The sequence below is a fragment of the Pyxidicoccus fallax genome (genome assembly GCF_012933655.1).
In the GTDB taxonomy this organism is placed as follows: Bacteria; Myxococcota; Myxococcia; order Myxococcales; family Myxococcaceae; genus Myxococcus; species Myxococcus fallax.
The window spans coordinates 1-12681 of sequence record NZ_JABBJJ010000351.1 but is presented as its reverse complement, the minus strand read 5'-3'; the positions used below and the strand labels follow the sequence as shown (position 1 = coordinate 12681).

Below are 12681 nucleotides of genomic sequence, written 5' to 3'. Positions count from 1 at the left end.
GGCCCCCGCGGCCCCCGCCGTCCCCAACGAAGTCACGCTGCTCGTCACCGGCGGCGCCTTCGGCCAGCTGCTGCCCTCCGAGGGCAAGGGCGGCGCGGCGGAGCTCCTCGGCCACTGGGTGTCCCAGGAGAAGCACTGCCCCGGTCCCGTGAAGGAGGGCCAGGCCCCCTGCGCCGACTCCGGCACCCTGGCGCTCGCCACCGGTGACCACTGGAACGGCCCGGCCATCTCGTCCTTCTTCCTGGGCACGCCCACCGCCGAGGTCATGGGCCGCATGGGCTTCGCCGCCTCCGCCATGGGCAACCACGAGCTGGCCTTCGGCAAGGAGGCCTTCCTCAAGAACCGCTCCGCGGGCGGCTTCCCGTTCCTCGCCGCCAACCTCAAGGTGAAGGACCCGTCGCTCGCCGGCGACCTGTCCCTGCCCCCGTTCCAGGTGTACGAGCGCCGCGGCCTGAAGGTGGGCGTGGTGGGCCTCGCCTCGGAGAAGACGGTGCGCACGGCCATGGCCGGCCGCGCCGAGGGCCTGGAAGTGACGGGCTACGAGGACGCGCTCAACCTCGCCGTCCCCGAGGCCCGCAAGGCCGGCGCGGACGTGGTGGTGGTGGTGGCCGACGCGTGCGTCAGCGACCTGCAGCCCGTCGTCGCCAAGCATGCCGAGTGGAAGCTGGCCCTCGTGGCCGGCGGCCGCTGCCCGCAGCCGGTGGAGACGAAGGTGGGTGACACCGCCTTCGTGTCGCTGGACCGCGGCTTCAACAAGTACCTGCGCGCGCAGCTCAAGTTCGACCCCAAGAAGCCCGCGGGCGAGAAGGTGACCTCGGTCGACACCCAGGTCGTCGAGGTGTCGGGCGGCACGCCGGACGCGGAGACGGCGCAGCTCGTCGCCAAGTGGAAGGCGCAGCTGGACGAGGTGCTGGGCCAGCAGATCGGCTTCACCAAGGCCGGTATTCCCCAGGCCTCGCCGCAGATGGCGAAGTGGGTCGCGGGCGCGGTGCGCGAGGTGCTCGCCACCGACGGCGCCATCCTCAACAAGGGCGGCATCCGCGGTGACCTGCCGGCCGGCGCCATCACCCGCGGCAGCATCTACTCGGTGATGCCCTTCGAGAACACGCTCCTCGTGGTGAACCTCAAGGGTGAGGACCTGATCAAGCAGCTGGCCAACCCCAACGCCCTCATCGCCGGCTTCACCGCCGCCGGGAAGGACAAGTTCAAGGACGCCAAGGGCAAGGCCCTGGACCCGAAGAAGGAGTACACCGTGGCCACGGTGGAGTACCTCTACTTCGGCGGTGACGGCTTCGAGTTCGAGAAGCTCGACCCCGAGCCCACCGAGACGGGCATGGCCTGGCAGACGCCCGTGGTCGACTGGACCAAGGGCAAGGAGTCCAGCGACAAGAAGCCGCTGGAGAAGCTGCTGAAGTAGGCCGCGAGCGCTCTTCGCGCGGCTGTCTCGAGAGGCGCCGGAAGGACTCCCCCGAGGGTCCTCCGGCGCTTCGCCGTTTCGGGGCCGCGGAGGTGTTTCAGTGCGCCGCGGGCGCCGCCGCGGGCGCGGTGGCCGGCGTGGCGGCGGCACCGCACACGGCCTCGTAGCGGGCCAGCGTGTCGTGGACCGTCCGGCGCAGCCGCTCGGGCGTGCTCTCGTGGAGCATGTCGGCCGCGAGCTGCTGCGCGGAGAGCGCTTCGTTGCAGCGGCCGAGCTGGAAGAGGATGGTGGACCAGGTGTCGAGCACCGCCGGGTTGCCCGGGGCCAGCGACAGGGCGCTGCGGGCCGCGTCCAGGCCCTTCTCCGGCCGCGAGGTGCGCGCGTAGAAGCCCGCCAGTCCGTTCTGCGCGCTCACGCTGTCCGGCTGCAGCTCCACCGCGCGCAGCCGCGCGGCCTCCTGCTCCTCGGAGGTGTTGCCCGCCGCGTCCAGCGCCTGGGCCAGCGCGTCCCAGGCCGGGCCGCTCGCCGGGTGCTGCTCCACCAGCCGCCGCGCGAGCTCCAGCCGGCGGAACGGGTCCAGCGCGGCGCGGATGCGCATCAGGTTGGCGGTGACGTTGTTCGGGTTCTCCTTCAGCGCCTGGGCCATCTCCCGCTCGGCCTTCTCCATCCGGTCCTCCGGGGGCGCGGCCCCGGGCGTCATCAGGAAGAGCTGGGCGCGGATGGCGTGCACCTCCGCGGCCTCCAGGGGGCGCGTGCGCAGCGGGCTGGTGATGGGCGGCAGCGGGGCGATGATGGCGGGGTAGGTGACGTGGGGGCCGCCGTGCACGTAGCCGTGGAGCTGCCCGGCCAGGTCCTTCACGCCGCGGAAGGACTCCTCCCACGCGCTGCGGGGCTCCTCGCCGCGCATGAGCCGCGTCTGGAAGTCCTCGAAGCGCTCACCGTGCCGGCTGATGAAGAAGTGCACCCACAGCCACGAGGACGCGTAGTACTGCCGCGACTCGGCGGTGCTGAGCAGCCCCTTGCCGTCCCATTCCCACAGCTCCTCCAGGGTGCGCCAGCCGCTGCGGCGCACGTGGTTGTAGAAGGGCAGGTGCAGCTCGCCGAGGATGACCTGCTGCTTCTCCGGCCGCAGGCGGATGGACTCCAGGTAGGCCGCCAGTCCCTCCGACAGCCAGCGCGGCTGGCGCACCAGCGCGAACTCCGAGAGGTAGTGCGTCAGCTCGTGCGCCTGGGTACCGGGGTCCGCCGGGTCCTCGCTGAGCGCGTAGGCGTTGCCGGCCAGCACCAGCATCGGGCCGTCGGCGGTGGCGGCGGAGAAGCCCTCGATGCGGACGTTGGTGAACTCCTCCAGGGCGCGCTGGTTGCGCAGGACGATGACCTCCACCGTGCCCGGCGGGTCGAAGCTGCCGCTCCACGCCTGGAGCAGCCCCTGCCGCAGCAGCTCCAGCTCCCGCGCGGCCTCCTCGGCGGTGTCCGCGTCCAGATTGGTACGAACGCTGAAGTGCGGGCTGCGCACCTCCACCCAGGGGTTGCCTCCGTCCAGGGGACACAAGGCGCGTGGGCTGACACACCCCGCCAGCACCGACAGCACCCACCCCAGGACCGCCATCCGACACATCATGCGCCCGATTTTCCCACAAGGCGGGTTGCGAGGGCAGGGAGGGGGGCTCCCGGCTGGGCTAGAGTGTTGGGCCATGGAGATGGCGGAGTTCATCGAGTCGCGTCGGCCGCGCTGGGAGCAGCTCGAGTCGCTGCTGGACCGGTCCGAGTCCCTCGGCCTGCGAGGCCTGAGCCTGGAGGAGGCCCGGTCGCTGGGCAAGCTGTACCGGGCCGTCTCCAGCGACTTGCTGTGGGTGCGCGCGCGCAGCGGCTCGGCGGACGTGAGCGCCTATCTCAACGACCTGGTGGGGCGGGCGTACGCGCTGACGTACCCGGGGCGCCGGCCGAGGCTGGCGGACGTGTGGGGCTTCGTCGCCCGGGGCTTCCCCGCGCTGATGCGCCGCGAGTGGCGCATGTACGTGGCCTCCCTGCTGCTGCTCTTGGCGGGCGTGGGCTTCGGCTACCTGGGGATGCTGGTGGACCCGGACGCGGCGCACTACCTCGTGCCGACGGAGCACCTGGACCTGGACCCCATCAAGCGCGCCGCGGACGAGGCGGCCGGGGACGGGATGACTGCGGGGCAGCAGGCGCAGTTCTCCACGTTCCTCTTCACGCACAACATCCAGGTGGCGTTCCTGGCCTTCGCGCTGGGAATCACGATGGGGCTGGGCACGGCGGTGATGCTGTTCGTCAACGGCCTGTTCCTGGGCGCGCTGGCGCAGGTGTACACGGCGAAGGGCATGGCGGGCTGGTTCTGGGCGTGGATTCTTCCGCATGGCATTCCGGAGATAACGGCCATCTGCATCGCGGGCGCGGCGGGGCTGGTGATTGCGCGTGGGATGGTGGCTCCCGGTGGGCTGTCCCGTGGACAGGCCCTGCGGAAGGAGGCTGTGACGGCGGTGAAGCTGCTGTTCGGCACGCTCGCCCTGTTCGTGCTGGCGGGCTTCATCGAGGGCACGGTGTCGCAAATCCACCCGCCGAAGCTGTCGGTGATGTTCAAGGTGTCCTTCGCGCTCATCGTGGGCGCGGGCGTGTACGCGTACCTCCTGTCGGACTGGCTGCGAACGGGGAGCGAGGCGCGGGAGAACGACAGGAGCGCCGCCGAGCCCTCCGCCACCCGCTGACGCCACGGGCCCGCGTGGAATGGAGCGTCCATTCCGCGTCCGGCGGGGTAGGCCCGCCTGCCGGCGAGGCCGACCGGAATGGAATCTCCATTCCGCGCGCGGCGGGCTCCGGCGGGGGCGGGCAGGGCGTGCTACACCCCCGGCGTGCCCGGACGACTTGACCTGCCGCCGCTGCCTCCCGAGCCGGAGGTCCTCATCGAGTGCCCCCGCTTCTCCTTCGTGAAGCGGCGCGCGGATGGGACGGTGGACTTCGTGTCGCCGCTGCCGTGCCCGTACAACTACGGCAGCATCCCGGGCCTCATGTCCGATGACGGCGACCCGCTCGACGCAGTGGTGCTGGGTGACCGGCTGCCGCGCGGGCAGCGGCTGCGCGTGCCCGTGGTGGGCGTCATCGGCTTCATCGACGAGGGGAAGGGAGACCCGAAGGTGGTGTGCGGCGCGGGGCCGATGAGCGCCGCCGAGCGCGCCGGCCTGGAGCGCTTCTTCCGCGTCTACGCCTTCTTCAAGCGCGGGCTGCACCGCGTCCGAGGCAACGTGCCGGACACGCGCTTCGTGGGGTGGCTCCAGGAGCCCGCTGTCCGGTAGGCCAGCTACACCAGCGCCTTCGACATCCGCAGCACGCGGTACTCGAGCACGCCCTGCTTGATGGGCCCCACCCACAGTTCCTCGCGGAAGCCCATGCGCGTCCAGAAGCGCAGCGCATCCGGGTTCGGCTCCGCCACACCGAGCCGCAGCAGCCGCGCGCCCTGGCCGCGCAGCCACGCCTCATACGCCCGGATGACGGCCTCGCCGCGCCCATGCCCGCGCACCTCGGGCGCCAGCAGCATCAGCCCCAGGTACCACTCCGCCGGAGCGGGGAAGTCGAACACGGACTCCAGGATGCCCACCCACTTCCCGCCCGAGTCCCTCAGCGCCGTCAGGTGGCCGCCTCCCGCCGTCGGCGGACGCTCCGTGAGCATCACCTTCGCCTCGTCGGGATTCGCCGGCCTGCCATAGCAGCGCAGGAAGAAGTCCTCGCAGTGCTCCAGCAGGGGCTGGAACAGCTCCACGTCGGCGTCGGGCACGTGCTCGGCGGTGAGGTCCGCGGCCTGGAAGAGAGGGCTCATGGACGTGCCGCTACAGCACGCCGCGCGCCTTGATGTCCAGGTAGCGGTTGACGGCCGCGAGGCTCAGTTCATCCGGCTGCACATCCATCATCTGCACGCCGCCTTGACTCACCCGCGCCTTCAGTCCCTCGCGGTCCATGAGCAGCTCGGAGGCCACCGCCTGCTGGAAGGCCTCCTCGGGCCCGGGCGGCTGCGTGCGCAGCAGCTTCTGCAGCGCCGTGTCCTTCACCGACAGGCACAGGGGCACGTGCCGCCGCGCCAGCCGGTGCAGCGGGGCCACCATCGTCGACGCCTGCTCCTCGTCGAGGAAGTCCGTGAAGACGCACAGCAGGCTGCGCCGCGTGAGGCGGACGTTCAGCTCCTTGAAGAGCGCCAGGTAGTCCACGTACGTGAGGCTCGGCGTCGTGGAGTAGAGCGCGTCCACCATCTTCCGGTACTGCCCGCGTCCGGCGGCTGGCGGCAGGTACGTCTTCACGCCGTCCGCGAACACGGCCAGCCCCACCCGGTCTCCATTGCGCACGGCCACGAAGGCCAGGAAGAGGGCCGCGTTGACGGCATGGTCCAGCTTGGTGAGCCCGTCCACCTGCGCCGCCATGGAGCGCCCCGCGTCCACGCAGATGAGGATGGACTGCGAGCGCTCGGACTCCATCACCCGCGTCACCGGCCGGCTGCGGCGCGCGGTGGCCTTCCAGTCCACGTCGCGCACGCTGTCGCCCTGGGCATAGTCACGCAGCCGCGCGAACTCGCTGCCGCGCCCGTCGCGCCGCAATTGCCGCAGGCCCAGGTTGACCAGATCCAACGCCGCGCCGGACAGCAGCAGCCGGCTGGCCCCGCGCAGGTCCGGGTACACGGCGATGGACGTGGCGGCGGGGAACACGCGCTCGTGGAAGACGAGCCCCAGCGGCCCGCGCACCCGCACGTGCACGTCCCCGAAGTCGAAGCGGCCCCGCTTCGCGGGCGTCACCCGGTACACCCAGCGCGCCTCGCTGTCCGGCGGCAACTCCAGCGGCGCTTCGTCCGGCGTCGCGGTGAAGGACTCCGGGACGTCGTCCTTCACCCGCACGCGCACCGTGCCCGAGCCCCGGTGCACCAGCCGCACCTCCACCTTGTTGGGCACGCCCACGTTGAGCCGCTGCGGCAGCTCCCTGCGCACCTCCAGCCGCGCCCGCCGGGCGGCGAGGACGTCCAGCCCCGCCAGCGCCAGCGCCAGCACGTCCAGCGCCAGCACGGCGCCGCCAATGGCCGGGACGAACCCCGCGGCCATCATCGGCAGCGCCAGCAGCGCCAGCAGCACCCAGAGGCGCCCGGTGGGAATCAACGCGGAACCTCCACCCCCTGCACCACCTCGCGCAGCACGTCCGACGGCGTCGCCCCGTCCAGCTCCGCGTCCGGCGACAGCAACAGGCGGTGCTTCAGCACCGGCCCGGCCAGGAAGCGCACGTCGTCCGGCGTGACGAAGCCGCGCCCGCGCAGCGCCGCCAGCGCCTTGGCCGCCAGCAGCAGGTGCACGCCCGCGCGAGGGCCCGCGCCCAGGCGGATGCGGCTGGAGGTGCGCGTGGCCGCCACCAGTTTGCGGATGTAGCCCAGCACCGGCGGCTCCACCGTCACCTCGTTGAGCGCCGTGCGCGCCGCCAGCAGGCCCTCCTTCGTCACCGCCGCGTTGACGCCCGCGCGCGTCAGGTCGCCCGAGTCGAAGCCCCGGTGCACCGAGGCCAGAATCGCGTCCTCCTCGTCCGGCGCCGGGTAGCCCACTTCAATCTTCAACAGGAAGCGGTCCAGCTGCGCCTCGGGAAGCGGATAGGTGCCCTCGGACTCCACCGGGTTCTGCGTGGCGAACACCGTGAAGAGCGGCGACAGCGTCAGGTTGCGGCCCTCCAGCGACACGCCGCGCTCCTGCATGGCCTCCAGCAGCGCGGACTGCGTCTTGGCCGGGGCGCGGTTGATTTCGTCCGCCAGCAGGAGGTCCGTGAAGATGGGGCCCTTCACCAGCACGAAGGCCTGGGACTTCAGGTCGAAGACGCTGGTGCCGAGGATGTCCGCGGGCATCAGGTCCGGGGTGAACTGGATGCGCTTGAAGTCCGCGCCGATGCTGCGCGCCAGGGCCTTGGCCATCAGCGTCTTGGCCACGCCGGGCACGCCCTCCAGCAGCACGTGGCCGCCAGCGATGAGGCCGCAGAGCATCAGCTCCAGGGCCTCGTCCTGGCCGACCACGGCCTTGCGGACCTCGTGGAGCACGCCTTCGCGGATGTCGTGGGCCGCCCGCACGGCGGTGCCGTGGGAGCCGTAGGGAGGGGCGGTGTCGGTGACGCTCATGTCGTTCCGGGAGGGTTGCGCCGGCCGGTGCCGGCGGAGTGGAGGCGTTGCCGCAGCCCGGCCGCGCTGGTGGCGAGCTGCTGGAGGTCCTTGTCGCTGCCCACCGTGTCCGCCTGGGCGGCCACGGCCTGGAGTCCCTGGGCGAGGTCCGCGCGGCCCCGCTCCCTCAAGCCCTCCGCCACGGTGTGGGCGGGGGCGTGCGGGGGCAGGCCCGCGTGCAGGGCCAGCTCCTGCGTGAGGCCCCGGGTGAGGAGGTTGGCGGCGAAGCCATGGTGCCGGCCCTCGCGGTACAGGCGGCCCATGGCGAAGAGGGCGTCGGTGGCGCCCACGCGGGCGGCCTCGGGCGGCGGGCGCGGGCGGCCGAAGCGCCGCAGCGACACGGACCACAGCACCACGCCGAGCAGCAGCTGCGCCACCGCGAAGTGCAGGCCGTAGCGCCGCGCGAAGTCCACCACCGAGCGCTCGTCGGTGAAGCCGTGGTGGAACTCGTCGAACTCGTAGGGGCCCGGGCCCAGCGCGGCCAGGGCGCTCAGCCAGAACTGGGCATTGTCCGCGCGCGTCAGCGCCCGGTTCATCGCCAGCTCCGGCGCGCCCACCACCAACACCCGGCCCAGGCCGTGAGGCACCACCGCCGCCACCACCTCGCCCAGCCGGTCATCCTCCAGCACCGGCACCGCGCCCGGGGGCAGCGTGAGGTAGGCCTGCACCTTGGCCTCCACCCGCTCCACGCCCAGCGTGTACGGCGAGGGCAGGGGCGGCACCAGCGTGCGCATGGGCAGGCTCGTGTCCGCCTTGACGAGCTTCACGGACAGGGCGTCCAGGAGCGGGTTCTCCCGCGAGCCCCACGGCACGTACACCAGCGTGCCGCCGCCGCGCACGTGCTCCAGGAGCTTCTCGTGCTCCTCCTCGTCCAGCTCGGCGGCGCGGAAGGCGTTGAAGCCGGTGCGCGGCACGTCCTCGTCGGCGAGGCCGGCGTCGGGCTCGGCGGCCAGTCGCGTCTGGTCCGGGTCCTCCTCGTACGCGCCCTCCACCTCCACCGCGAGCAGCACCTGCGTCCCCGGGCCGGAGAGGATGCGCAGGTCCGCCATGCGGCGGGCCACGGGCAGGCCGCTCTCCTGGGCCAGCAGGAAGAGGGCGCGCGCGCCGTCCTCCTGGGCGCGGAAGGTGGACAGCGTGTCGGCGAACTCGCCGCGCTTCGCGCCCTGGACGAGGAAGGTGCCGAGCACGACGGTGAGCACCAGGCCGCCCACCACCAGCAGCGGGAAACGGTCACGCACCGGCGGCCTCCGGTTGCGCGGGCGCGGCCAGCAGCGGCGCGGTGAGGGCGCGGAACTCGCGGTAGCCCTCCGCGCCCACCGGCACGTTGCCGTACCACGCGAAGTCGAAGCGCCGCGTCAGCTCGCGAAACGGGGCCTTCCACTCCGAGCGGCCGCGGAACTGGCGCAGGTAGTCCCAGTTGCTCAGCGTCACGTCGTAGAGGATGGCGCCGTCGCGGTGCAGCCGGGACAGCAGCGCGAGATACAGGCTGCGCACCGCCTCGCGGTACTCGCCCCGGGCGGCCAGTTCGTCGGCCAGGTGCGCCCAGCCCTCGGGCGGGCGGGACAGCGCGTGGGCCGGGTCTCCCGCCAGCGTCGCGGCGTGCACCGTCGAGACCTCCAGCCCCGACTCGCCCGTGCCCTTCTTCTTGCCGAAGTACCTCAGGAGGAGCGCGCCCAGCACCACCACCGTCAGCGTCACCAGCAGCACCACCAGCACGTTGGCCACCGCGCCGCCGGTGACCAGCTCGGGCTGGTTTCGCGGAGGCGGCGCCGGGGAGCGCTCGAAGAGCTTCTTGAGGAACTCGCCCAGCCAGTCCATGAACCGTCGCCACCAGCCCGGCGGCTCCGGGGGCACGGACTCCTCGGGGGCCTCCTTCTCCGCCTTGGGCGGCGCCACCGCGAACTCCGGCCGGGCGAGGATGTCCTTCGCGCGCGCCGAGGCGGCCCGGGCATCCGCGCGCGCCTGGGCGGAGAGGGTGCCCGGAACCTGCGCGAGCCCCTGCTCCAGCGTGGCCAGCGCCGAGTCACAGTCCTCGTCGTCCCACGCCTGGCGCTCCACGGTGCGCACCCACCGGTCCAGCTTGCCGGCCTCGGCGGGGCCCAGCCCGGCCAGCGATTCGTAGCGCGCGTCCTCGGCGGGGCCGGTGCCCTCGCACGCCTCCGCCACCGCGCCCAGCCGCGTCGCGGCGTCTCGGCCCGAGGCCACGGGCGGCTTCACGTCCCCCGCCTGCGCGTGGGCCGGGCCCGCCGTCAGCAACCCCAGGCCGAGCACCAGCGCCAGCACCGCGGCGCTCCTGGAGCCTGGGGAGCCCGGGGAACCCGCGAGGGGCCGGCCCGTGTTGCGCGCGGGGAGTTGCTGCACGGCGGCCAGCAAATCCAACCCCTCCTGCCGCACGCGCCCGTCCACCAGCAGCAGCGTGGCCGCGGCGGCGCGCACCGGCTCGAAGAGGGCGAAGGTGGTGAGCGCCAGGAACAGCACCCACTGCGGGTTGTCCAGCGAGGCGAAGCGCTCGGCGAACGTCAGGTCGATGCCCACCAGCTTCCGCCCGAGAATCAGCAGGAAGTTGAGGCCGATGTGCAGGTTGAAGAAGCCCAGGAGCTGCACGCCCATGAGGATGCGCACCGCCGTGGCGGTGCCGCGCGCCGGGCCCAAGAGCCGCGAGCACAGGCCATACAGCCGCAGCGGGCTGCCTTTGCCCTGCATCACCGCCGCGTAGCCCACGCCCTGCGCCGACAGCACGAAGAAGCCGATGCCCAGCGTCAGCGCCAGCATCAGCACGTTGAAGACGAACAGGTACGCCACCGTGATGAAGAGGGCGGGCGCGCGGCCCAGCGCGGCCTTCAGCGAGGCCCACGCGGAGGGCTCGGCCTCCTTGCCCAGCAGGACTTCCTGCACGTGGTGGCAGGCCGCGCCCTGGCACAGCCCCCTCAGGAACCACGCCAGGGTGAGCGCCAGCGCGGGCAGCGCCAGCGGCCGCCCCAGGCGCACCGCTTCCACCAGGTACAGCGCCGCGGCGACGACGGCCGCGCCGCCGGGCAGGGTGAGGGCCCACGCGCCGGCGTTGCGCGAGCACAGCCGCAGCGCCGCATCCATCAGGGCCACCGCGCCCCGGGGGCGCAGCTCGAGCGCGGAGACGGCCATCGCGCTAGCTCGCCGCCGCCTGGGCCACCAGGAGGATGGCGCCCCAGACGAGGGCCATCCCCATCAGCGCCAGCGTCACGTTGCCCGCCGTCCACTCCCGCCGCTCGCCCGGGCCCTCCAGCGCCTTGAGGCGCTTGTCCAGGCAGGCCGCGCAGCGGTTGATGCCCTCGAACTGCGTGGTGCACTCCCGGCAGATGACGCGCCGGCACTCCACGCAGACGCCGAGGCCGGCGCGCTCCGGGTGGTAGTGGCAGCGGCCCGAGCCCTGAATCATGCCGCCACCTTACGCACACCCGGGCCCGCCACACCACCCCCCGATAGGAGGACTACAGCTCGTCGAGGAACTCGTCGTTGTACGTGTAGCGCGACAGCCGCTTGACGAGCGCCTCCATCGCCTCCACCGGCTTCACCGCGAAGAGCATCTGCCGCAGCTTCTTCACCTTCTCGTACTCGCGCAGGGTGAAGAGCTTCTCCTCCTTGCGCGTGCCGGACTGGGCGATGTTGATGGCGGGGAAGACACGCTTTTCCGCGAGGAGCCGGTCCAGCGTGACTTCCGAGTTACCGGTGCCCTTGAACTCCTCGAAGATGACCTCGTCCATGCGGCTGCCGGTGTCGATGAGGGCGGTGCCGATGATGGTCAGCGAGCCGGCCTCTTCCGTCGCGCGGGCGGCGCCGAAGATGCGCTTGGGGCGCTCCAGGGCGCGGCTGTCCACGCCGCCGGACAGGGTGCGGCCGGAGTTGTCGACCTCCTTGTTGAAGGCGCGGGCGAGGCGGGTGATGGAGTCGAGCAGAATCACCACGTCCTTGCCGGACTCCACCAGCCGGCGGGCGCGCTCCAGGGCGAGCTCGGCCACCTTGAGGTGGTCCCCCGTGGGCCGGTCCGAGCTGGACGCGAGCACCTCCGCCTTGATGCTGCGGCGCATGTCCGTCACTTCCTCGGGGCGCTCGTCGATGAGCACCACCATGACGTGACACTCGGGGTGGTTGCTCAGGATGGCCTGGGCAATCCGCTGGAGCATGATGGTCTTGCCCGTCTTGGGCGGGGCGACGATGAGCGCGCGCTGGCCCTTGCCGATGGGGGCAATGAGGTCCAGCACCCGCGTCACCATCTCCTTGTGGCCGTGCTCCAGCTTGAGCCGCTCGGTGGGGTCCACGGACGTGAGGTCCGCGAAGTGGGGCAGCCGGGGCGCGCCGTCCAGCGGGCGGCCGTCCACGGTGTCCACCTTCTGGATGACGCCCTTGTTGCCGCGCATCTGCGCGAAGGCGGTGAGGTACTGGCCCTGCCGCAGGCGCAGCTTCTGCACCAGGTTCTTCGGCAGCTCCGGGTCGTCCGGCGCCGCCAGGAGGTTGCGCTTGAGCTGACGCAGGAAGGCGTTGGGGCCCTTGGCCTCCGTGTCCAGCACGCCCTCCACGGGCGCCAGGTTGGCCTGCGCCGCGACGTCGCGCTGCTGCTGCCCGCCGTGCTGCTGGCGGTGCTGCCCGTGGTGATGGTGCTGCTGCTGCTGCTGGCCGTGCTGCTGCGGCTGGCCACCCTGCTGCGGCTGTTGCTGCTGCTGGGCCTGGCGCTGCCGGTACTGCTCCAGCTCCTGCGGCGTGAGGAACACCTGCACCTGCTGGCCGTCCGGCCCCGCCGTCATGCGGTAGGCCTGGCCCTCGGGGGTGAAGAGCACCTGGGCGCCACGGCGGCGGCGACGGCGGCGGCGGCGGCGCCCGCCCGGCTGCCCGGGCTGCCCGGGAGCGCCTCCCTGGACGGGGCCTCCCGCCGCGGCATCGCCGTCGTCGGGGCCCTCGTCGTCGCCCTCGTCGCCCCCGTCGTCGTCCGCTTCGGGCGGAGGCGCCGGGCGGGCGGCCATGGGCATCGGGGGGGCTTCACGAGGGTCGCGGTTCTCGGAGTTTTCGCTCATGAGGTTTCCAGACTGCGCGCGTCCCAGGCGGGCCGTCC

The 12681-nt window shown here is 72.6% G+C and carries 11 protein-coding genes; 3 read left to right on the top strand and 8 right to left on the bottom strand.

What is annotated here, in order from left to right:
- Positions 1-1417 (top strand): bifunctional metallophosphatase/5'-nucleotidase (locus HG543_RS44070; protein WP_169350954.1); only part of this gene is annotated, 1417 nt, incomplete at its 5' end.
- A gap of 97 nt (positions 1418-1514) precedes the next feature.
- On the opposite strand, the gene HG543_RS44065 is transcribed toward HG543_RS44070, so the two are convergent.
- The gene (locus tag HG543_RS44065) at positions 1515-3026 is read right to left on the bottom strand and encodes a tetratricopeptide repeat protein (RefSeq protein WP_169350953.1); all 1512 of its coding nucleotides are present in this window, start codon (positions 3024-3026) and stop codon (positions 1515-1517) included.
- Positions 3027-3111: 85 nt separating this feature from the next.
- On the opposite strand from HG543_RS44065, the gene HG543_RS44060 reads away from it, so the two are divergent.
- Complete coding sequence (locus tag HG543_RS44060; protein ID WP_169350952.1) at positions 3112-4140, top strand: stage II sporulation protein M; 1029 nt, start codon at positions 3112-3114, stop codon at positions 4138-4140.
- Between the two features lie 78 nt (positions 4141-4218).
- A complete protein-coding gene (locus HG543_RS44055) occupies positions 4219-4725 on the top strand; it encodes an inorganic diphosphatase (RefSeq protein WP_169350951.1) in 507 nt (168 codons plus the stop codon).
- 5 nt (positions 4726-4730) lie between these two features.
- Here HG543_RS44055 and HG543_RS44050 read toward each other — a convergent pair whose 3' ends face one another.
- The 7 genes from HG543_RS44050 to rho are packed head-to-tail and all read right to left on the bottom strand — an operon-like array spanning position 4731 to position 12643.
- The gene (locus tag HG543_RS44050; RefSeq protein ID WP_169350950.1) at positions 4731-5246 is read right to left on the bottom strand and encodes a GNAT family N-acetyltransferase; all 516 of its coding nucleotides are present in this window, start codon (positions 5244-5246) and stop codon (positions 4731-4733) included.
- 10 nt (positions 5247-5256) lie between these two features.
- Positions 5257-6564 (bottom strand): DUF58 domain-containing protein, encoded by a 1308-nt coding sequence (locus tag HG543_RS44045; RefSeq protein WP_169350949.1) that lies wholly within the window; start codon positions 6562-6564, stop codon positions 5257-5259.
- Positions 6561-7559 (bottom strand): AAA family ATPase, encoded by a 999-nt coding sequence (locus HG543_RS44040; protein WP_169350948.1) that lies wholly within the window; start codon positions 7557-7559, stop codon positions 6561-6563. The genes HG543_RS44045 and HG543_RS44040 overlap by 4 nt, the downstream gene beginning before the upstream one ends.
- Entirely contained in the window at positions 7556-8836 is a 1281-nt protein-coding gene (locus HG543_RS44035; protein WP_169350947.1) for a DUF4350 domain-containing protein, read from the bottom strand. The genes HG543_RS44040 and HG543_RS44035 overlap by 4 nt, the downstream gene beginning before the upstream one ends.
- On the bottom strand, positions 8829-10739 hold the full coding sequence (locus HG543_RS44030; RefSeq protein WP_169350946.1) for a DUF4129 domain-containing protein: 1911 nt from the start codon (positions 10737-10739) through the stop codon (positions 8829-8831). The genes HG543_RS44035 and HG543_RS44030 overlap by 8 nt, the downstream gene beginning before the upstream one ends.
- 4 nt (positions 10740-10743) lie before the next feature.
- Positions 10744-11013: a hypothetical protein gene (locus HG543_RS44025; RefSeq protein ID WP_169350945.1), complete on the bottom strand. Its 270-nt coding sequence runs from the start codon at positions 11011-11013 to the stop codon at positions 10744-10746.
- A gap of 52 nt (positions 11014-11065) precedes the next feature.
- Positions 11066-12643, bottom strand: a complete 1578-nt coding sequence (gene rho, locus HG543_RS44020; protein ID WP_169350944.1) for a transcription termination factor Rho — start codon at positions 12641-12643, stop codon at positions 11066-11068.
- Between the last annotated feature and the right edge of the window lie 38 nt (positions 12644-12681).

Excerpts from the sequence above, each read along its gene's own strand:
- HG543_RS44025 (WP_169350945.1), bottom strand. The coding sequence starts at position 11,013 with ATGATTCAGGGCTCGGGCCGCTGCCACTACCACCCGGAGCGCGCCGGC.
- HG543_RS44055 (WP_169350951.1), top strand. The coding sequence starts at position 4,219 with ATGGAATCTCCATTCCGCGCGCGGCGGGCTCCGGCGGGGGCGGGCAGG.
- HG543_RS44060 (WP_169350952.1), top strand. The coding sequence starts at position 3,112 with ATGGAGATGGCGGAGTTCATCGAGTCGCGTCGGCCGCGCTGGGAGCAG.
- HG543_RS44065 (WP_169350953.1), bottom strand. The coding sequence starts at position 3,026 with ATGGCGGTCCTGGGGTGGGTGCTGTCGGTGCTGGCGGGGTGTGTCAGC.
- HG543_RS44030 (WP_169350946.1), bottom strand. The coding sequence starts at position 10,739 with ATGGCCGTCTCCGCGCTCGAGCTGCGCCCCCGGGGCGCGGTGGCCCTG.
- rho (WP_169350944.1), bottom strand. The coding sequence starts at position 12,643 with ATGAGCGAAAACTCCGAGAACCGCGACCCTCGTGAAGCCCCCCCGATG.
- HG543_RS44050 (WP_169350950.1), bottom strand. The coding sequence starts at position 5,246 with ATGAGCCCTCTCTTCCAGGCCGCGGACCTCACCGCCGAGCACGTGCCC.
- HG543_RS44040 (WP_169350948.1), bottom strand. The coding sequence starts at position 7,559 with ATGAGCGTCACCGACACCGCCCCTCCCTACGGCTCCCACGGCACCGCC.